Raw genomic sequence first — 20,609 nt, forward strand, 5'->3', positions numbered from 1 at the left:
GTCATGGCGACGATGAAGGAACGGCTGTGGGACCCGGTCGCCGGCTTCGGCGTCACGTTCCGCACGATGTTCCGCAAGCCCGTGACGGTCCAGTACCCGTTCGAGAAGAAGCCGACGGCGCCGCGTTTCCACGGCCGCCACCAGCTGAACCGCTGGCCGGACGGTCTGGAGAAGTGCATCGGCTGCGAGCTGTGCGCCTGGGCGTGCCCGGCGGACGCGATCTACGTCGAGGGCGCCTCGAACACCGACGAGGAGCGCTTCTCCCCGGGCGAGCGGTACGGCCGCGTCTACCAGATCAACTACCTGCGCTGCATCCTGTGCGGCCTGTGCATCGAGGCGTGCCCGACGCGTGCGCTCACGATGACCAACGAGTACGAGCTGGCCGACGACAGCCGCGAGGCGCTGATCTACGAGAAGTCGGACCTGCTCGCGCCGCTGCTGCCGGGGATGGAGACGCCGCCGCACCCGATGCTGCTCGGTGAGACCGAGCGCGACTACTACCGCGGCGGCGCCACGGTCGCTGCCGGATCGAGTCCGACCGAGGAGTCCGAGACGCTCGACGCGTTCGCGGCGGCGCGGCGCGGCGGGCTCGACGGCGAGGGGGAGCGGTGACCGCGTTCTGGCTCCTCGCCCCGATCGTCGTGGTCGCGGCGGTCGGCATGGTGGTGGCGCGCAAGGCCGTGCACTCGGCGCTGATGCTCGCCGTCGTGATGATCGGGCTCGCGATGATGTACGCGATGCAGGACGCGCCGTTCCTGTTCGCGGTGCAGATCATCGTCTACACCGGCGCGATCATGATGCTGTTCCTGTTCGTGCTCATGCTGGTCGGCGTCGACAAGACCGACTCGCTCGTCGAGACCCTCAAGGGCCAGCGGCTCGTCGCGATCCTGCTCGCCGTGCTGTTCGGTGTGGTCGCGGTCGTCGTGGTCGCCCAGACCGCGGTCGCTCCGGCCGTCGGGCTCGACGCCGCGAACGAGGGCGGCAACGTCCAGGCGATCGCCGACCTGCTCTTCAGCCCGTACGTGTTCGCGCTCGAGGCCACCGCGGCCCTGCTGATCACGGCCGTGCTCGGTGCGATGGTGCTCGCCCACCGCGAGCGGCTCGAGCCGAAGCGGACGCAGAAGGACCTCGCGCTCGAGCGGATGCAGCGCTACGCCGACGACGGCACGCACCCCGGCAACCTGCCGACCCCCGGTGTCTTCGCCCGGCACAACGCGGTCGACGTGCCGGCCCTGCTGCCGGACGGCTCGGCCGCGCCGGAGTCCACGTCGAAGGTGCTGCGCGACCGCGGCGCCGTCCGCGACGGCGTCTTCGACCGCGACGTGGCGCTGACCCTGCGCCGGCTCGCGTCCGACGACCCGGTCGGCGGCGAGCGCGGTGTGATCGAGCCCGGCCCGACGGACTCGTCGGCCGGGCCCGAGCGTGAGGAGGACGAGCGGTGAGCGTCGAGCCGTTCATCGGCCTGTCGGCCCTGCTGTTCACGATCGGTGCGTTCGGCGTGCTGCTGCGACGCAACGCGATCGTCGTGTTCATGTGCGTCGAGCTGATGCTGAACGCCACCAACCTCGCGTTCGTGACGTTCGCCCGGGCGCACGGCAACCTCGACGGCCAGGTCGCCGCCTTCTTCGTGATGGTGGTCGCCGCCGCCGAGGTGGTCGTCGGGCTGGCGATCATCGTGTCCATCTTCCGTACGCGTCGCTCGGCCTCGGTCGACGACGCCAGCCTGCTGAAGCTCTGAGGGGGCCTCGATGACGAGTCTGTCCGGCGTGGTGCTGGCTGCCGCCGACCACACCGAGGTGACCCCGGTCGCTGCGGACGGGGTGTTCTCCCTGCTCTGGCTCGCGGTCGCGATCCCGGCGTTGAGCGCTGCCCTGCTCCTGGTCTCGGGTCGCGCCCTGGACCGGGTGGGCCACCTGATCGGCACGCTGGCACCGATCGTGTCGTTCGTGATCGGCCTGCTGGCGTTCATCGCGCTGCTCGGGCGGGACGCGTCCGAGCGGGCTGTCACCGACGAGCTGTGGACGTGGATCCAGATCGGTGACTTCGACGTCTCGATGAGCGTCTACTACGACCAGCTCGCGGCGTTGTTCGTCCTGCTGATCACCGGGGTCGGGTCGCTGATCCACCTCTACTCGATCGGCTACATGGCCCACGACGAGCGCCGTCGCCGGTTCTTCGCGTTCCTCAACCTGTTCGTCGCCGCGATGCTCACCCTGGTGCTCGCCGGCGACTACCTGGTGCTCTTCCTCGGCTGGGAGGGCGTGGGTCTCGCCTCGTACCTCCTGATCGGGTTCTGGCAGCACAAGAACTCCGCGGCCGTCGCCGCCAAGAAGGCCTTCATCGTCAACCGTGTCGGTGACATGGGGATGGCGCTGGCGATCATGCTGATGTTCGCGCAGCTCGGCACCACCGACATCCACGCGGTCGGCGAGAGCGTCCAGAGCGTGTCGTCCGGCGTGGCGACCGCGCTCGGCCTGCTCCTGCTGCTCGCGGCCTGCGGCAAGTCGGCACAGGTGCCGCTCCAGTCCTGGCTGCTGGACGCGATGGAGGGCCCGACCCCGGTCTCGGCGCTGATCCACGCGGCGACGATGGTCACCGCGGGCGTCTACCTGATCGTGCGGTCCTCGGCGATCTACGACCTCTCGGAGTCCGCACGGACCGCGGTGATGATCGTCGGTGCGGTGACGCTGCTCTTCGGCGCCTGGATCGGCTGCGCGAAGGACGACATCAAGAAGGCGCTCGCCGGCTCGACCATGAGCCAGATCGGCTACATGATCCTCGCCGCGGGCCTCGGGCCGGCCGGGTACGCGTTCGCGATCTTCCACCTGCTGACGCACGGGTTCTTCAAGGCGAACATGTTCCTCGGCGCCGGCTCGGTGATGCACGCGATGGACGACGACGTCGACATGCGTCACTACGGCGCGCTGCGCAAGGCGCTGCCGATCACGTTCGTCACGTTCGCGGCCGGCTACCTCGCGATCATCGGCTTCCCGCCGTTCGCAGGCTTCTTCTCGAAGGACCACATCATCGAGGCGGCGTTCGGGACCAACCTCTGGGCGGGGCTCGCGGCGCTGGTCGGCGCGGGCGTGACCGCGTTCTACATGACGCGGCTGATGATCATGACCTACTTCGGCGACAAGCGGTGGCGCGAGGACGTCCACCCGCACGAGTCGCCGCTGGTGATGACGATCCCGCTCATGGTGCTCGGTGTGCTGTCGTTCATCGGCGGCGCCCTGATCTTCAACGACTGGATCGTCGACTGGCTGGAGCCGGTGACCGGCGAGGAGCACCACGAGCTCGCCGTCCCGGCGATCGTGCTCACGCTGATCATCCTGGCGACGGTCGCGGTCGGTGTCGCGGTGGCCTACCTGCTCTTCGCCCGCAACCCGATCCCGGACACGGCGCCGCAGCAGGTCTCGGTCCTCACCCGGGCCGGCCGCGCCGACCTGTACGGCGACGCGTTCAACGAGGCGGTGTTCATGCGACCCGGTCAGTACCTCACCCGTTCGCTGGTCTACGTCGACGGCCGAGGGGTCGACGGCAGCGTGCAGGGTGCCGCCGAGCTCGTCGGTGACGGCGCCCGCGGGCTGCGCAGGCTGCAGACCGGTTTCGTCCGCCAGTACGCGGCGGAGATCTTCGGCGGCGCGTTGATCGTCGTCCTGGCCCTTCTGGCGGTGACTCTCGCGTGAACGACATGTCCATGCCCTGGCTGACCATGCTGCTGGCGCTGCCGCTCGTGGGCGCGCTCGTGGTCGCGGCGATCCCCGGCGCGCGTGCCGGTGCCGCCCGCTGGACCGCCCTGGGCTTCTCGCTCGCGAACCTCGTGCTCGCGCTGCTGATGCTCACGCAGTTCGACACCGGCGACGGCGGCTACCAGCTCACCGAGCAGCACGCCTGGATCGAGCCGCTCGGCATCAGCTATGCGCTCGGCGTCGACGGCATCGGCCTCACGCTGATCCTGATGACGGCCGTGCTGGTCCCGATCGTGATCGTGGCGAGCTGGCACGACGCCGACGACGCCCGCTGGCGCGTCAGCACCTTCTTCGCCCTGATGCTCGCGCTCGAGGGGCTCGTGATCGGCGTGTTCGCCGCGACCGACGTGTTCCTCTTCTACGTGCTCTTCGAGGCGGTGCTGATCCCCGCGTACTTCCTGATCGGCGGCTTCGGCGGTGCGCGGCGCTCGTACGCCGCGGTGAAGTTCCTGATGTACTCGCTCGCCGGCGGGCTGCTCATGCTCGCCTCGGTGATCGGGCTGTGGGCGCTGTCGAACAGCCAGGGCGACCCGTCGTTCCTGCTGAGCGACCTGACCGGCCTCGACATCGGCGTCACGGAGGGCCGCTGGCTGTTCCTGGGCTTCTTCCTCGCCTTCGCCGTCAAGGCGCCGATGGTGCCGCTGCACTCGTGGCTGCCCGACGCGGCGTCGTCGGCGACGCCGGGGACGTCGGTGCTGCTGGTCAGCGTGCTCGACAAGCTCGGGACCTTCGGCATGATCCGGTTCTGCCTCGAGCTGTTCCCCGAGGCTTCCGAGTGGGCGAGCCCGGTCGTGGTGACGCTCGCCGTCGTCAGCGTCGTCTACGGCGCGCTGCTCGCGATCGGCCAGGACGACATGATGCGCCTGATCGCGTTCACGTCGGTCTCGCACTTCGGCTTCATCGTGCTCGGGATCTTCGCGCTGACGACCCAGTCGGCGTCGGGCTCGACGTTCTACATGTTCAACCACGGGATCGCGACCGCCGGTCTCTTCCTGGTGGCGGGCTTCCTGATCAAGCGGCGCGGCTCGGCGCGGATCTCCGACTTCGGCGGCGTCCAGAAGGTGGCACCGGTCGCGGCCGGCTTCCTGCTGATCGTCGGTCTCGCGTCGCTGTCCCTGCCGGGCCTGTCGACGTTCGTCGGCGAGTTCATGGTCCTGGCGGGGACGTTCACCCGCTACGGTGCGGCCGCGGTGATCGCGACGATCGGCATCGTCCTGGCGGCGCTCTACATCCTGCTGATGTACCAGCGGACGATGACCGGCCCGCTGCGCGACGACAACCGGTCGGTCACCGACCTGGTGCCGCGCGAGATCGTCGCCCTCGCTCCGGTGGTCGTGCTCCTGATCGGGTTCGGGTTCTTCCCGCAGCCGATCCTCGACGCGGTCAACCCGGCCGTCGAGCAGACGCTGGAGCACGTCGGGGTCACCGACCCCGAGCCGGCGGCGACGTCCGTCCCGAACGCTGAGGGGAGCTCCGAGTGAGGACCGTGCTGGCCAGCGACCTGGCGACGACCGTCCAGGCGGCGACGACGGTCGAGTCCCCGTCGATCCACTACGCCGCGATCGCCCCGATCCTGGTGGTGCTCGGCACCGCCGTGGTCGGCGTGGCGCTCGAGGCGGCGCTCCCGCGCCACCGGCGCTTCACCGTCCAGGCCGTCGTCGCTGCGCTCGGCATCGTCGCGGCGTTCGCGACCACGGTCTGGATCGCGACCGGGCTGGACCCCGTCGGCGACGGCGACGTCACCGCCCGTGGCGAGATCACCGCCGCCGGCGCGATCGCCGTCGACGGTCCGGCGGTCTTCACCTGGGGACTCCTGCTGGTCTTCGGGCTGCTGGGCGTCATGCTGTTCTCCGAGCGGCGCCTCGACAGCGGCCTGAGCGCGTTCACCGGCCAGGCGGCCGCGGCGCCCGGCAGCTCCGACGAGCGCAAGGTCACGCAGATGCGGATCGAGCACGGCGAGGTCTTCCCGCTGGCGCTGTTCGCGCTCGGCGGGATGATGTACTTCGCCTGCGCCAACGACCTGATCGGCGCGTTCATCGCGCTCGAGGTGCTGAGCCTGCCGCTGTACGTCCTGTGCGGGCTCGCGCGTCGTCGCCGGCTGCTGAGCCAGGAAGCCGCCATGAAGTACTTCCTGCTCGGCGCGTTCTCCTCGGCGTTCTTCCTGTACGGGATCGCGCTGACCTACGGCTACGCCGGGTCGTTCAACCTCGCCGAGATCGATGCGGCGGTCTCCTCGCAGATCGGGAGCAGCAACCTGCTGCTGGCCGGGATGGCCCTGATCGCCGTCGGGCTGCTCTTCAAGGTCGCCGCGGTGCCGTTCCACGCCTGGACACCGGACGTCTACCAGGGCGCACCCACGCCGGTGACGGCGTTCATGGCCGCGGGCACGAAGGTCGCGGCGTTCGTGATCATGCTCCGGATCTTCTTCGTCGCCTTCGGCGGAGCCCGCTGGGACTGGGCGCCGATGATCTGGGGCATCGCGATCGTGACGATGTTCTTCGGCGCGATCGTGACCATCGCGCAGACCGACGTGAAGCGGATGCTCGCGTACTCCTCGATCGCCCACGCCGGCTTCCTGCTCGTCGGTTTCGCCGGGGCGTACGAGGGGGCGTCGGCGGCGGGCCTCACCAGCGTGTCGGCCGTGCTGTTCTACCTCACGGCGTACGGCTTCGCGGTGATCGGTGCGTTCGCGGTGGTCACCTTGGTCCGCGACGCCGGCGGTGAGGCGACCCACCTGGGTCGCTGGGCCGGGCTCGGCAAGGAGTCGCCACTGCTGGCGAGCGCGTTCGCGATCTTCCTGCTGTCGTTCGCGGGCATCCCGCTGACCGGTGGGTTCATCGGCAAGTGGTCGGTGTTCGCCGCGGCCTGGAGCGGCGACGCGTGGCCGCTCGCGGTGTGCGGCGTCGTCGCCTCGGTGATCGCGCTGTTCTTCTACATCCGGGTCGTCGTGCTGATGTTCTTCGCCGAGCCGCAGGGGGAGGGCCCGACGGTCGCCGTGCCCAGCCTGCTGACCTCGTCGGTCGTCGTCGTGGCGGTGGCTGTCACAATCGTGTTGGGCGTGGTTCCCGGTCCGGTGCTCGAGCTCGTGCAGCAGGCCGGCGTCTTCGTCCGCTGACCTGTCGCTCGACCGAGGAGCTGTCCCCGTGCCGTCCTTCACCTCCGGTGTCGCCGAGGCCGATCCTGACCTCGAGGCCCGGCTGCGGGTGCGCCTCGACGAGGTGGAGAAGCAGCTCGTCGCCGCGGTCCACGACGACGACGGCTTCATCGACGAGGCTGCCGGCCATCTGCTGGCTGCCGGCGGCAAGCGGTTCCGGCCGCTGCTCGTGCTGCTGGCCGCGGAGTTCGGCGACGCCGGCGCGTCCGACATCGCCCCCGCGGCGGTCGTGATCGAGCTGACCCACTTGGCGACGCTCTACCACGACGACGTGATGGACGAGGCCGCGCTGCGACGCGGCGCCGCCTCCGCGAACGCGCGCTGGGACAACTCGATCGCGATCCTGACCGGCGACTACCTCTTCGCCGTCGCGTCGCGGGTGGTCGCCGACCTCGGACCGGACGCCGTCCGGATCCAGGCCGAGACGTTCCAGCGGCTCGTGCACGGTCAGATCCACGAGACGATCGGCCCGCGCGAGGGCCAGGACCGGCTGCGGCACTACCTCGACGTCGTCGCCGACAAGACCGGCTCGCTGGTCGCCACCGCGGCGCGCTTCGGTGCGATGACCAGCGGCGCCCCGACCGCGGTGGTCGAGGCGCTGACGGAGTTCGGAGAGCGGATCGGCGTCGCGTTCCAGCTCGCCGACGACGTGATCGACATCGCGAGCGAGAGCGCCGACTCCGGCAAGACCCCGGGCACCGACCTGCGCGAGGGCGTCCCGACGCTGGCGACGCTGCTGGTCCAGGCCGAGGCGCGGCCCGAGGACGCCCGCCTGCTCGAGCTGCTCGCGGGTCCGATCACCGACGACGCCGAGCACGCCGAGGCCCTCACGCTCCTGCGCGCGAACCCGGCGCTGGACCGCGCCCGCGCGCTCGTGCGTCAGGAGGCCGACGAGGCGCGTGCGCTGCTCGACGGGCTGGCCGACGTCCCGGCCCGCGCCGCGCTGGCGTCGCTGTGCGACCGCGTGGTCGACCGCCTGGGCTGAGCGGGTCTCGATCGCTCGCTCCGCTCGCGCCTCGACCAGCGGGAAGGATCCCGGTGTTCGAGGCGGGGTGAGGGACGAGCCCCGATCGAGAACCCACGCGCCGCTCGGATCCCGGTGTTCGAGGCGGGGTGGGGGACGAGCCCCGATCGAGAACCTACGCTCCGCTCGGATCCCGGTGTTCGAGGCGGGGTGAGGGACGAGCCCCGATCGAGAACCCACGCTCCGCTCGGATCCCGGTGTTCGAGGCGGGGTGAGGGACGAGCCCCGATCGAGAACCCACGCGCCGGTTTCGCCGAGCACGACCAGCGAGGACCGCCGAGGGAGCATACTGGGCCGCACGACCCGCCATCGGGAGGACGAGCCGTGAGGATGCGGAGGACGGATGTCGCGCTGGGCGCGCTCGTGGTCCTGTTCCTCGGCGCGACCGCGGGCATCGTCGTGGCCGACCAGTTCTACGACTTCGCGCCCGACATGCGCCTGCCCTGGGCGTGCCTGCCCGTGCTGGTCGTCGCGCTCGCGGCCGCGGAGGTCTTCCAGATCGACGTGCGCGGCGGCTCGTACAAGGTCCGCTTCACCCTGATCACGTCGGTGATCGCGCCGGTGCTCTACGGGTACGGCGTGCCGGGCACCGTCGCCGCCGTCGCCGTAGCCCAGCTGGTCGCGCTGCGGGGAGGCGCCATCCTCACCGGGCTGCTGAGCCTCGGTCGGTGGACGCTGTCGGCGGCGTGCGGCGCCGTGGCCGCGGGGGTGCTCGAGGTCGAGCCGGTCCTGACGGTGCGGAGCGTCGCGGCGCTGACGGGGGCGCTCGCGGTCGTGGTGCTCGTCAACCTCACCTGCGTCGCGCTCACCCGCGCGGTCGCGACCGTCCCCAGCTGGCCCTACACCCTCCCGGGGTGGCGCTACCTGTGGTTCTCGGCGCTCATCCACTGGGTGGCCAACACGCTCTTCGGCCTGCTGTTCGTGTTCGCGATCGAAGGCTCGCCCCTGGCGGTCGTCCTGGTGCCCGTCCCGTTGCTGCTGCTGTGGGGGACCGCCCGTGCCTACACGGTCGCCTACGCCGACCAGCAGCGCGTCGAGGTGCTCAGCGAGGCCGGGCGAGTGCTGTCCGACCCCGTCGACACCGCGACGGCGATCGGTCCGTTCCTCGGCGAGATCCGGCGCCGGTTCGAGGCCCGGGCGGCCGAGGTGGTGGTGCGTCAGGAGGACGGGCGGGCCATCTCGCACGTCGACCAGCGCGACGTCCCGTACGCCGGTCCGGAGCCGTCCGGTCCGATCGACCGACGTCTGCTGCGCTCGGGTCGGGTCCAACGGGCCCGGGTCACCGACAACTCCGCGCTCGCGCGCCTGATGGCCGAGCAGGGTTGGTCCGGGCTGCTCAGCGCCCCGATGGAGGTCGACGGGGTGGTGATCGGTCACGTGACGCTGTTCGACCTGGCGCCGAGCGACGCGACCGAGCAGTCCCAGCTGGCCGTGCTCGAGACCTTGGCCCGGCAGACGGCGCACACCCTCGCCCGGGGCTGGGCGATCGCGAAGGTGGTCGAGAACGAGCGCGCGCTGGCCGACATCCTGCGGTCGACGTCCGACGGGATCGCGACCATGGCCGCGACCGGCGAGGTCACCACGTGGAACCCTGCCTGCGAACGGATCACCGGGCTCAGCGCCGCCGAGGTGCTGGGGACGCGCGACCTCCAGCAGCGCCTGGTCGCCCGGACCTCGAACGGCGCCCGGATCGACCTGTCGATCTGGGGACGGACGTACCCGTTCCCGCGCGAGCTGATCATCACGCGAGCCGACGGTGTCGACCGCCGGCTGTCGATCACCGCGACGCGGGGCGAGGCGCCGGCCGGGTCTCCGCAGCTGGTCGTGATCGCCCGTGACATCACCCCGGCCTCGGAGTACCACGAGCTGCGGTCGCAGTTCGCCCAGCTCCTCGAGGTCCAGGCAGCGCAGCGCCTCGTGGTGGACCACCTCCAGCAGGCCGTGGCGCCGGAGCCGCCCGGGGTGTCCGGGTTGGACATCGCGGTCGCCTACGTCGCCTCCGACGCGGCGTCACCCACCGGCGGCGACCTGTTCGACTGGCACGTCCTGCCCGACGGGTCGTTGCACGTCGCCGTCGTGGACGTGCTCGGCCACGGTGTGACCGCGACCCGCGACGCGCTCACGGTGATCCACACGCTGCGGTTCGTCGCCGTCGAGGGCACGCCGCTGGAGCGGCTGATCGAGCGCGCCGACGAGCTGCTCGGCGCTCAGGAGTCCGAGCTCGTGGCAACCGCGGTGGTCGTCCGGGTCGACCCTGCCACCGGGGACCTGCGGGTCGCGACCGGCGGGCACCCGCCGCCGCTGGTGGTCGGCCCCGGTGGCCGCCTGCGGCAGGTCGCCGGACGTGGCGGGGCGATCGGCTGGCCGGGTGTCGGCAGCATCGAGGTGGCGCACACCCGGCTCGCGCCGGAGGAGTCGCTCATCCTCTACACCGACGGGCTGGTCGAAGCCGGCAAGGACATCGTGGCCGGGATGGACGAGCTCGGGCGGATCGCCGCCGAGGCGGCCGACGCGTCGGTGAAGGAGCTCTCGGACGCACTCGTCGAGCGCTCGCTCGAGGGCGCGGCACGCCGCGACGACGCGCTCGCCCTCGTGCTGCGCCGCGAACGGGTCACGGTCTCGGCCGGCCGCTCGCGGTGGGTGCTGCCGGCCGACGCCGAGCACGAGCTGCGGCGGGTGCGCTCGGAGCTCGGCGGCTTCCTGCGCGACCACGGGTACGACAGCGGCGACCCGGTGACCGTGGCGGCCGAGCTCCTCGCCAACGCGCTGCGCGCCGCGCGGACCGAGGTCGCACTCACCGTGGAGCTCGCCGAGGTCGCCGTGGTGGTCGACGTCCTCGACGACGGGCCTGGAGACGCACTCCTCCCGACCCGGGGGTACGTCCTCCCGGTTGCCGGGTCCGAGGGAGGCCGCGGGCTCTACATGGTCCGGTCGCTGAGCGACGACGTACGGATCCGGTCGGGTCCGGACGGGTCGCGGATCCGCGCGACGGTCTGCGTCACACCACTGACGCCGCGGCCTCGCGCAGCACACGCCGCCGATGCCGGGTCGCATCGACCGTGATCACGACGAGCGCGATCCAGACGAGCACGAACCCGACCCAGCGGCCCGTCGACATCGCCTCGTGGAACACCAGGACCCCGAAGGCGAACTGGAGGATCGGCGCCAGGTACTGGATCAGCCCGAGCGCGGTCATCGACAGGCGGGTCGCCGCCGCCCCGAAGAGCAGGAGCGGGACCGCCGTGACGAGCCCGGTCGACGCGAGCAGCAGCGCGTGCCCGACCCCGTCGGAGCCGAACGTCGAGTCGCCCGCCAGCGCGAGGTACGCGAGGTAGGCGACCGCGACGGGCAGCAACGCCACCGTCTCGATGGCGAGACCTTCGACCGACCCGATCGACGCCCGCTTCTTCATCAGCCCGTACACGCCGAAGGAGAACGCGAGCGTCAGCGCGATCACGGGCAGGTGGCCGTACTCCCAGGTCAGCTCGACGACGGCCGCGAACGCGATCGACAGGCCGATCCACTGGGCCCGGCGGAGCCGCTCCCGCAGGAAGACCACACCGAACGCGATCGTGACCAGCGGGTTGATGAAGTAGCCCAGCGACGCCTCGACGACGCGGTCGGAGTTCACCGCGTAGATGAACGTGCCCCAGTTGATCGCCACGGCGACGGCGCCGACCACCACGTACGCGAGCCGGCGTGGCTCACGGGTGACCGCGAGCGCGTGGCGCCAGCGGCGGAGCACCGCGAGCAGCACGGTCACGGTGACGAGCGACCACACGACCCGGTGCGCCAGGATCTCCAGAGCCGACGCCGGCTCCAGCAGGGGCCAGTAGATCGGGACCAGGCCCCACAGCAGGTACGCGCCGGCGCCCAGCGCCAGCCCTTCGGCGGAGGCGGAGGCGGACGAGGTTGTCCGCGGCGTGGTCAGGCGACCGTCCAGGTGTCGTTGCCGTCGAGCAGCTGCTGGAGGTCGCCGGGCCCGCCGGCCTCCGTGGCGGTGGTGACCTGCTGGCGGGCGAGGTCGTCGTAGGTGGGGCGCTCCACCTGGCGGAAGATGCCGATCGGTGCGCGGTTGAGGTAGCCCGCGTCGGTGAGGCGGCTGATCGCGAACGCGGTCGAGGGGTCCTCGGCGTGCGCGTCGTGGGTGAGCAGCGTGGTCTCGTCGACATCGGCGACCTCGACCACGCCGATCGTGCCCGTCGCGTGGTCGCGCACGAGTCCGTGCTCGCCGTCGGGCCCGAACCGCACGGGCCGGCCGTGCTCGAGCGGGATCACGGCGTGGTCCTTGGTGTCGCGGTCCTTGATCGCGTCGAACGCGCCGTCGTTGAAGATCGGGCAGTTCTGGTAGATCTCGACCAGCGACGTCCCGCGGTGTGCGGCGGCCTCGGCCAGCACTGCCGTGAGGTGCTTGCGGTCCGAGTCGATCGTCCGCGCGACGAACGTGGCCTCGGCCCCGAGCGCGAGGCTGATCGGGTTGAACGGGGTGTCGATTGAGCCCAGCGGTGTGGACTTGGTGACCTTGCCGGTCTCGGAGGTGGGGGAGTACTGGCCCTTCGTCAGACCGTAGATCCGGTTGTTGAACAGCAGGATCGTGAGGTTGACGTTGCGGCGCATCGCGTGGATCAGGTGGTTGCCGCCGATCGACAGCGCGTCGCCGTCGCCGGTGACGACCCAGACCGACTGGTCCGGGCGGGCGGTGGCCAGTCCGGTCGCGATCGCCGGCGCGCGGCCGTGGATCGAGTGCAGCCCGTAGGTGTCCAGGTAGTACGGGAAGCGGCTCGAGCAGCCGATGCCGGAGACGAACGTGATGTTCTCGCGACGCAGACCGAGGTCCGGGAGGAAGCCCTGCACGGCCTTGAGCACGGCGTAGTCGCCGCAGCCCGGGCACCAGCGGACCTCCTGGTCGGAGGAGAACTCCTTGCCGGTCTGCGGCCCGCCGGCCGTCGGGATCCCGGCGAGCCCGTCGCGGGCCAGCGTGGGAGTGGGGAGAGTCGTGGGGGTGCTCATCGGGTGCCTCCGTCAGCGTTGTCGAGGCTCTTGGCTGCCTTGGCGATGTGCTCGGCGAGCTCGTCGGATCCGAACGGCATGCCGCTGACCTTGTTGTAGCTCTGTGCGTCGATCAGGAAGCGGGCGCGGATCAGGGTGGCGAGCTGGCCGAGGTTCATCTCCGGGATGATCACCTGGTCGTAGGCCCGCAGGACCTCGCCGAGGTTGGCCGGGAACGGGTTGAGGTGGCGCAGGTGGGCCTGGGCCACGTCGACGCCCATCTCGCGCGCCTGCCGGACACCGGCGCCGATCGGGCCGTACGTCGATCCCCAGCCGAGCACGAGGATCCGCGCTCGGCCGTCGGGGTCGTCGACGGTGAGGTCGTGGACCGCGATGCCGTCGATCTTGGCCTGCCGCAGCCGCACCATCCGGTCGTGGTTGTCGGGGTCGTAGGAGATGTTGCCGGTGCGGTCGGCCTTCTCGATCCCGCCGATGCGGTGCTCGAGACCGGCCACGCCCGGCGGCGCCCACGGCCGGGCGAGCGTCTCGGGATCGCGCAGGTACGGGAGGAACTCCTCGGTGGACGTCCCGTCGTCGTGGGTCGTCGTGTGGTTGGGACCCGTCGCGAACGCCGGGTCGATCGCCGGGAGCGTCGAGGCGTCCGGGATCTGCCACGGCTCGGAGCCGTTCGCGAGGTAGCCGTCGGACAGCAGCATCACGGGGGTCCGGTAGGTGATGGCGATCCGGGCGGCCTCGACGGCGGCGTCGAAGCAGTCGGCCGGCGAGGCCGGCGCGACGATCGGGACCGGCGCCTCGCCGTTGCGGCCGTACATCGCCTGGAGCAGGTCGGACTGCTCCGTCTTCGTCGGCAGACCCGTCGAGGGCCCGCCGCGCTGGACGTCCACGATCAGCAGCGGCAGCTCCAGCATCACCGCGAGCCCGATCGTCTCGGTCTTCAGGGCGATGCCGGGGCCCGACGTGGTCGTGACGCCGAGGTGGCCGCCGAACGACGCACCGAGCGCGGCGCCGATCGCGGCGATCTCGTCCTCGGCCTGGAACGTCGTGACGCCGAAGTTCTTGTGCTTGCTCATCTCGTGCAGCACGTCGGAGGCGGGGGTGATCGGGTAGGCGCCGAGGAAGAGCGGCAGACCCGACGTCCGGCCCGCGGCGACCAGGCCGTACGCCAGCGCGGTGTTGCCGGTGATGTTGCGGTAGCGGCCGGTCGGCATCGGCGCGGGTGCGATCTCGTAGCGGACCGCGAACGCCTCGGTGGTCTCGCCGAAGTTCCAGCCGGCACGGAACGCCGTGACGTTCGCGTCGCGGATCGCGGGCTTGCTCGCGAACTTCGTCTCGAGGTAGTCGATCGTCCCGTCGGTCGGGCGTCCGTACATCCACGAGAGCAGACCGAGGGCGAACATGTTCTTCGACCGCGCCGCGTCCTTGCGACTCAGCCCGAACTCGGCGACGGCCTCGACCGTGGTGCCGGTCAGATCGAGGGCGTGGACGCGGTAGTCGTCCAGCGACTCGTCGTCCAGCGGGGAGGTCGTGTAGCCCGCCTTCGCGAGGTTGCGCTTGGTGAAGTCATGACTGTCGACGATCACCACGCCGCCGGGACGCAGGTCCGGGAGGTTCGCGGCCAGGGCCGCGGGGTTCATCGCGACCAGCACGTCCGGCCGGTCACCGGGAGTCAGGATGTCGTGGTCGGCGAAGTGCACCTGGAACGACGAGACCCCCGGGAGCGTGCCCTGCGGCGCGCGGATCTCGGCCGGGAAGTTCGGCAGCGTCGACAGGTCGTTGCCGAACGAGGCCGTCTCCGATGTGAACCGGTCACCGGTGAGCTGCATGCCGTCACCGGAGTCGCCGGCGAAGCGGATCACGACCCGATCGAGCCGCTCCACCCTCAAGCTGTCGCTGGTCACAGTCTGGCCCTTCTCTTCGAACGTGACCCCTTGCGGTCAGCCTAGGCGATCCGCGCAACGAATCCCGGCGACTCCACACTCTGGGAAGTCCCGAATCCCGAGACGACCCCTGACCGGAGTGCGAGACATGAGGACGGCCGGACCCCCGGTTCGGGGATCCGGCCGTCCGCGGTCGGTCAGCTCGGGGAGGAGTTCTCGAACGCCTGCCCGCTCTTGCCTGCGCCGTGCGACTTGCCCGGCTTGCGCACCCCGTTGACGGTCGAGGTGTCGAACGCGAACGTGATCACCGCGGTGGCGATCGCATCGGAGTTCGCGTCCAGCGCGTCGACGCTGACGTTGCCGACGAGCTCGGTGGACTCGGCGAGCTCGTCGTACAGAGCCTCGTCCTGGCCCTCACCGGTGAGGTTGTCGCAGGGCTGGTGGTAGCAGGGGTCGTACGACGCTCCCGCCACGCCGCCGTACAGCGCGGCCTCCGCCTCGGTCTTCACGCCCTCCGCGCCGGTGAACAGCCCGCCGGCGGGGATCCCGATCGCGATGAACGGACCGTAGTCCGAACGACCGGAGAACTCCGTGTCCTGCGAGGGCAGGCCGGCGTCGGCGTAGTACTTCTCGAAGACGTCCTCGATCTCGGCCGAGCCCGGCGGGATGAACCCGTCCGGAGCGGTCCCGCTCGAGTTGTCGCCGTCGTAGATCCCGTACATGAAGTTCGGAGACCCGACCATGTCGAAGTTGAGGTAGAGCGCGATGTCGTCGGCCTCCGCTGCGCTGAGGTTCTCGACGTAGTACTCCGACCCGAGCAGCCCCTCCTCCTCGGCGCCCCACCAGGCGAACCGGACGGTGTTGTTCGGCTTGACCTTCTTCATCTGGATCGCCGTCTCCAGCAGCGCCGCGCTGCCCGAGCCGTTGTCGTTGATGCCGGCCCCGTCCTGGACGCTGTCGAGGTGGGCACCCGCCATCACGACGTTGCCGTCGTCACCGGCCGCCGTCTCGGCGAACACGTTGTAGGCGCTGCGGGTCTCCTGGGTGTAGTCGACGGTCACGGTGACGGTCGCGCCCGGAGTGGAGTAGAGGTTCTCGCCGGTGGCCGACGTGGCGAACACGGCCGGGATCGCGAGCCCGGTCGCGTCACCGATCATCCCGACCAGCCCGGTCCGGCCCGGCTGCCCCTCGTTCATGATGATCACCGCGGAGGCGCCGGCCTCCTGGGCGTTCAGCGCCTTGACCGCGAACCCGCAGGTCCCACGCTGCATCAGGGCCACCGCCCCCGAGGGGAACCCGGCGAAGTCCGCCGCCTCGCAACCGCTGGAGTTGCTGTTCGCTGGCAGGTCCGCGGCCGGTACGACGACGTCGACCGGCACGAGCGGACCGGTGGCCGTCCCCTCCGGAACGCCGGAGTCGAAGTTGTTGCGGAGGAAGTCGACACCGTCGACGAAGTCCGTCGGATCGGGGGAGACCCGGATCAGCTCGGAGTTCTCCTCGAAGTACGGGAAGTCGAACTCCTGGACCACGGGGTCGTACCCGGCGCCCTCGAGCTGACCGACCACGTAGTCGACCGACGCGTCGTAGCCGGGGCGTCCGGCGGCTCGGTCGCCGTTCGCGTCGGCGATGTCCTGGAAGGCCTCGAGGTGCTCCAGGACCCCCTCGGGCGTGACGGCCTTGGTGAGCTTCTTGACGGAGTTGTTGTTGGGGGCTGCGGACGCCGGGGGCGTCGCGAGGACGGCGCCGACCAGGGCCGCTGTGGCGGCTCCGGCTCCGATCGCCCTCAATGATCTGCGTGACACGGTGGCATCACCCTTCGTCGGGAGAGCCGGCCTGCGGGCCCGAGAGCGCCGGACGCCCCTGACGCTAGGCGATCGGGCCGTACCGGGCCACCGGAGTTCAGGCTTTCGCCGGGAAGTCCGACAGCGGAGCCGTGGGGGCGTGCGGGGCGAGCGGGTAGCCGCGCGCGATCAGGTCGGATCGGAAGGCGTCCGGGGTGGTGAAGACGACCGCGTCCAGGTCGGCCTCCCGGGCGGCGGCGACGTTGCGCGGGGTGTCGTCCACGAACACCATCCCGCGCAGCGGCCGTCCCGCGCGCCGCGCCAGCGCGGCGTAGATCGCGGGATCGGGCTTCGCGACCCGCTCCTGACCGGAGACGACGATGTCGTCGAAGAGGTGCAGCACGTCGAAGCGGCGCAGCGCGTTGCCGAAGAGCTCGGCCGACCAGTTCGTCAGGGCGTAGAGCCGGATGCCGGCCGCGTGCAGCTCACGGACGATCTCCTCGGTCCCGTCGATCGTGCCGAGCAGGGACGCGTCGAAGTGCCGGCGGTAGGCCACGATCTCGTCGGCGTACTGCGGGAAGTCCACCGAGGCGACCCGCTCGGCCTCGTCCCACCCGCGCCCGGCGTCCTGCGCGTGGTTCCACGCGGAGAAGTCGAAGTCGTCGTCGGCGAGGAACCGGCTCGCCCGCTCGTCGCCGACCTCGGCGGCGATCGCCGGGTGCGGGTCCCAGCCGATCAGCACGTTGCCGAGATCGAACACGACGGGGTTGAGGTCGGGTGCCATACGTCGAACGTACCGCCGCCCACCGACCGTTCCGGACCGTGCGTGGCTCCCGGGCGCGCCGGGAGCCACGCGCCGGCTCAGCGGACCCGGACGACGACCTTCTTCGACGTCGACCGCTTGTAGCTGCGGGCGTTCGCGGGGACGAACGTCGCGGTGATCCGGTGCTTGCCGCGGCGCAGCTTGCGGCTGCCGAGACGCACCACGGCCTTGCCCCGCTTGAGCTTGGCCTTCCCGATCTTCTTCTTCCCGTCGCGGAGCACGACCTTGCCCTTGACGGCGCCGGCGCCGACCTTCACCCGGGCGACCAGCTTGACCTTCGTACGCCCGTAGCGCGCCCGCTTCGGCTTGGCAGCCAGACCGGTCCGGCTCCCCAGCTTGGGCACCGAGAAGCCGTTCGACGCGCGCCACAGCGGAGCGACCGCACCGCGGCGTCCGGCGACGCGGGCGCGCACGACCGAGCCGGCGTCCGACGGCTTGATCACGTAGCGCGCGCCGCGCGCACCGGCGATCGCGCGCCCGTCCCGGGTCCAGCCGTAGCTGAACGACGTCGGTCCGCCGATCCAGGAGCCGCGGTTGGTGGTGAGCGTCGCTCCGACCGCGCGACGACCACGGGCCGCGGGCGCCTTCGTCGACAGCGGGAGGCGGCTCAGATCGAGGATCCCCGTCCCGCAGTCCGCCGGGACGCAGCGGGTCCCGCCCGAGGTGCTGGGGAACGGGCGGACCGCGCCCTTCAGCGCCTGCTCGACGACCGCCGGGGAGTACGCGCCGTGGGAGCGGATCAACGCAGCCGCGGCCGAGACCGCGGGCGCGGCCATGCTCGTGCCGGCGTCCTGGGCGTAGGTGGGGTTGCCCGGCGTCGTGTCGCTGGTGTTCATCGTCGAGAGCACGGCGCGACCCAGGATCGCGTCGCCACCGGGCGCCGAGAGGTCGACGGCCGCCCCGAAGTTCGAGTACGGCACACCGTTGCCCATCGCCGCGACCTTGCCGTCGGGGTTCGTGGCGGCGACCACCACGGCGCCCGCGCAGTTCGCCGGGGTGAAGGAGGCCGTGTTGATGTTCTCGTTCCCCGCCGCCACCACGACCGTGGCACCCCGGCTGCGCGCCGCGGCGATCGCGGAGCGGTAGGTGCTCGGGCAGTAGTTCGCTCGTCCGCCGAGCGAGAGGTTGATGACCTTGGCCGGGGTCCGGTTGCGGGACGTCCCCGGGACCTTGACGCCGGCGGCCCACCGGATCGCCGCGGCGATGTCGGAGTCGTACCCGCCGCAGCGGCCCAGCGCACGGACGTGCTGGATCCGGATGCCCGGGGCGTTGCCGGCGATGCCGATGCCGTTGTCGGTGCGGGCCGCGACGATCCCCGCGACGTGGGTCCCGTGCCAGCTGCTCGTCCGCGCCGGCGTGTTCGGGGCGCACACGTTCGCGCCGTACCAGTCGCCCTCGTCGCGCGGGTTCGGGTCGCGGCCGTTGCCGTCGCGCGCAACCGTGCGGGACGAGATCATGTCGTAGCCGGCCACCGTGCCCGCGTCGAGGTCGGGGTGGGCCGACCGGCCGGTGTCGATCACCGCGACGACCACGGAGCTGCGTCCCCGGGTCGCCGGCCACGCGGCGTTGGCGTGCGTGCCGTAGGTCCCGCGGATGTTCCACTGGGCGCTGAACTGCGGGTCGTTCGGGACGGGTGCGGCCGCGATCGTCCGCATCCGGTCGAGCTCGACCGACGCGACCCCGTCGAGGTCGGCGACCTGCTCGGCGGCCTCGGTGGCCTCGGCCTCCGTGACCGGCTGGTCGAACCGGACGGCGTCCACGTCGTCGGTGATCGCGACCGTCGTGTCCTCGGCCGACACGCCGGCGGCCGCGGCGCCCCGGCGCGTGGCCGTGCGCAGTCCCGACCGTACGGCGGTGTCGTCGTAGGTGACGATCAGCCCGCCGACCTGGTCGGGAGCGGTGTCGGTGTCGACCCGGACGTCACCGGCCTTCGCAGCGGCGGTCTCGGCGGCCGGGGCAGGGTCGGCGACGCGGGCGGCGTCCGGGCTGGGTTCGGCGGACGCCGGGGCCAGGCCGGCGATCAGCAGGGCGGCCGCGGCAGCGCCGACGATGCGTGTGCGTGAGGACATGACGGAAGGATGACGTACGGCGGGGTGCACCCCGGCGCCGACCCCACGCGCGTCTCGCCACGAGGAGTCCCGCACCCCCTAGACTCTGGCGCATGCCGGACTACCCCGACTACCTCGCGAGCTACGCGGGGATCGCCGCGATCTTCGGGGTCGGCGTGCTGCTGGCGGCCGGGATGCTCGGGGTGAACCGCCTGCTGCGCCCCCGCGTCGACGACCCCGCGAAGCTGTTGACGTACGAGTCCGGGGTCGACCCGGTCGGCTCCGGCTGGGCGCAGAGCAACGTCCGCTACTACGTCTTCGCGTTCCTCTACGTGATCTTCGCGGTCGACGCCGTGTTCCTCTTCCCCTGGGCGGTCGTCTTCGCCGACATCGGCTGGGAGGCGGCGGTGGAGATGGCGGTGTTCATCGGGTTCATCGCGATCGGGCTGCTGTACGCCTGGCGCAAGGGGGTGCTGTCGTGGACGTGACCCGACCGTCGTCCGCATCCGGCCCGTCGCCCGTGCCCGGTGAGGTCCTCAGCACCGCCGGCGCCGTGGACCTCGGGGTCCCCTCCTTGCGTCGGGCCCCCGACACCGACCTCGGCGTCGGGTCGGCGCTCGCCCCGAAGCCGGTCCGCTATCTGCTCAACTGGGGCCGCCGCTACTCGCTGTGGGTGTTCAACTTCGGCCTCGCCTGCTGCGCGATCGAGTTCATCGCGACCTCGATGGCGCGGCACGACTTCATCCGGCTCGGCGTGATCCCGTTCGCTCCCGGCCCGCGGCAGGCCGACCTGATGGTCGTCTCCGGCACGGTCACGGACAAGATGGCGCCGGCGATCGAGCGGCTGTACGCCCAGATGCCCGATCCGAAGTACGTGATCTCGTTCGGCTCCTGCGCCAACTCCGGCGGCCCCTACTGGGACTCCTACAGCGTCACGAAGGGAGTGGACCAGATCATCCCGGTCGACGTGTACGTGCCCGGCTGCCCGCCGCGCCCGGAGGCGCTGCTCCAGGGGATCGTCCGCCTCCAGGACAAGATCGCCGGCGAGGACCTGGCCCAGCGCTACGGCCGGACCGGTCTGCGCCGGTCGTTCTCCTCGCTGCTCCGCCCGCCCGTCCCCGACGACCAGGGCGGCTGAGC

The 20,609-nt window shown here is 71.3% G+C and carries 16 protein-coding genes; 10 read left to right on the top strand and 6 right to left on the bottom strand.

Translation table 11 applies throughout. The features are described from left to right. The first annotated feature begins 3 nt into the window (after positions 1-3). The 8 genes from nuoI to CLV56_RS12405 all read left to right on the top strand — a co-directional run bounded on the left by nuoI (position 4) and on the right by CLV56_RS12405 (position 10,993). Positions 4-612, top strand: coding sequence for an NADH-quinone oxidoreductase subunit NuoI (gene nuoI / locus CLV56_RS12370; protein WP_211288058.1), 609 nt, complete (start codon positions 4-6; stop codon positions 610-612). Continuing rightward, positions 609-1,442, top strand: coding sequence for an NADH-quinone oxidoreductase subunit J (locus CLV56_RS12375; protein ID WP_039356337.1), 834 nt, complete (start codon positions 609-611; stop codon positions 1,440-1,442). Before nuoI ends, CLV56_RS12375 begins: the two co-directional genes overlap by 4 nt. Then, positions 1,439-1,738, top strand: a complete 300-nt coding sequence (gene nuoK / locus CLV56_RS12380; RefSeq protein WP_039356340.1) for an NADH-quinone oxidoreductase subunit NuoK — start codon at positions 1,439-1,441, stop codon at positions 1,736-1,738. Before CLV56_RS12375 ends, nuoK begins: the two co-directional genes overlap by 4 nt. A gap of 10 nt (positions 1,739-1,748) precedes the next feature. Continuing rightward, positions 1,749-3,689, top strand: coding sequence for an NADH-quinone oxidoreductase subunit L (gene nuoL, locus CLV56_RS12385; protein WP_100414899.1), 1,941 nt, complete (start codon positions 1,749-1,751; stop codon positions 3,687-3,689). Between the two features lie 5 nt (positions 3,690-3,694). Further along, positions 3,695-5,233, top strand: coding sequence for an NADH-quinone oxidoreductase subunit M (locus CLV56_RS12390; protein ID WP_039356389.1), 1,539 nt, complete (start codon positions 3,695-3,697; stop codon positions 5,231-5,233). Between the two features lie 5 nt (positions 5,234-5,238). After that, a complete protein-coding gene (gene nuoN / locus CLV56_RS12395; protein ID WP_245857899.1) occupies positions 5,239-6,867 on the top strand; it encodes an NADH-quinone oxidoreductase subunit NuoN in 1,629 nt (542 codons plus the stop codon). Between the two features lie 28 nt (positions 6,868-6,895). Then, complete coding sequence (locus CLV56_RS12400; protein ID WP_039356342.1) at positions 6,896-7,891, top strand: polyprenyl synthetase family protein; 996 nt, start codon at positions 6,896-6,898, stop codon at positions 7,889-7,891. 369 nt (positions 7,892-8,260) lie between these two features. Continuing rightward, positions 8,261-10,993 carry an ATP-binding SpoIIE family protein phosphatase gene (locus tag CLV56_RS12405; RefSeq protein ID WP_100414900.1) on the top strand — a complete coding sequence of 911 codons (2,733 nt, stop codon included), beginning with the start codon at positions 8,261-8,263 and terminating at the stop codon, positions 10,991-10,993. On the opposite strand, the gene rarD is transcribed toward CLV56_RS12405, so the two are convergent. From rarD to CLV56_RS12435, 6 genes are all read right to left on the bottom strand, one after another. After that, the gene (gene rarD, locus CLV56_RS12410; protein ID WP_342745035.1) at positions 10,929-11,873 is read right to left on the bottom strand and encodes an EamA family transporter RarD; all 945 of its coding nucleotides are present in this window, start codon (positions 11,871-11,873) and stop codon (positions 10,929-10,931) included. The genes CLV56_RS12405 and rarD overlap by 65 nt on opposite strands. Beyond that, a complete protein-coding gene (locus CLV56_RS12415; protein WP_039356344.1) occupies positions 11,858-12,940 on the bottom strand; it encodes a 2-oxoacid:ferredoxin oxidoreductase subunit beta in 1,083 nt (360 codons plus the stop codon). Before CLV56_RS12415 ends, rarD begins: the two co-directional genes overlap by 16 nt. Then, positions 12,937-14,838 carry a 2-oxoacid:acceptor oxidoreductase subunit alpha gene (locus CLV56_RS12420; protein ID WP_039356347.1) on the bottom strand — a complete coding sequence of 634 codons (1,902 nt, stop codon included), beginning with the start codon at positions 14,836-14,838 and terminating at the stop codon, positions 12,937-12,939. The genes CLV56_RS12415 and CLV56_RS12420 overlap by 4 nt, the downstream gene beginning before the upstream one ends. 176 nt (positions 14,839-15,014) lie before the next feature. Beyond that, positions 15,015-16,619 carry a M20/M25/M40 family metallo-hydrolase gene (locus CLV56_RS12425; protein ID WP_211288059.1) on the bottom strand — a complete coding sequence of 535 codons (1,605 nt, stop codon included), beginning with the start codon at positions 16,617-16,619 and terminating at the stop codon, positions 15,015-15,017. Positions 16,620-16,716: 97 nt separating this feature from the next. Continuing rightward, a complete protein-coding gene (locus CLV56_RS12430) occupies positions 16,717-17,382 on the bottom strand; it encodes an HAD family hydrolase (protein WP_039347248.1) in 666 nt (221 codons plus the stop codon). 77 nt (positions 17,383-17,459) lie between these two features. Beyond that, a complete protein-coding gene (locus tag CLV56_RS12435; RefSeq protein WP_100414902.1) occupies positions 17,460-19,490 on the bottom strand; it encodes a S8 family peptidase in 2,031 nt (676 codons plus the stop codon). 92 nt (positions 19,491-19,582) lie between these two features. Between CLV56_RS12435 and CLV56_RS12440 the strand changes: the two genes are divergently transcribed. Further along, positions 19,583-19,957, top strand: coding sequence for an NADH-quinone oxidoreductase subunit A (locus CLV56_RS12440; RefSeq protein ID WP_039347245.1), 375 nt, complete (start codon positions 19,583-19,585; stop codon positions 19,955-19,957). Continuing rightward, a complete protein-coding gene (locus CLV56_RS12445) occupies positions 19,948-20,607 on the top strand; it encodes an NADH-quinone oxidoreductase subunit B (RefSeq protein WP_100414903.1) in 660 nt (219 codons plus the stop codon). The genes CLV56_RS12440 and CLV56_RS12445 overlap by 10 nt, the downstream gene beginning before the upstream one ends. The last annotated feature ends 2 nt before the right edge of the window (positions 20,608-20,609 follow it).

This window comes from Mumia flava (assembly GCF_002797495.1).
In the GTDB taxonomy this organism is placed as follows: Bacteria; Actinomycetota; Actinomycetes; order Propionibacteriales; family Nocardioidaceae; genus Mumia; species Mumia flava.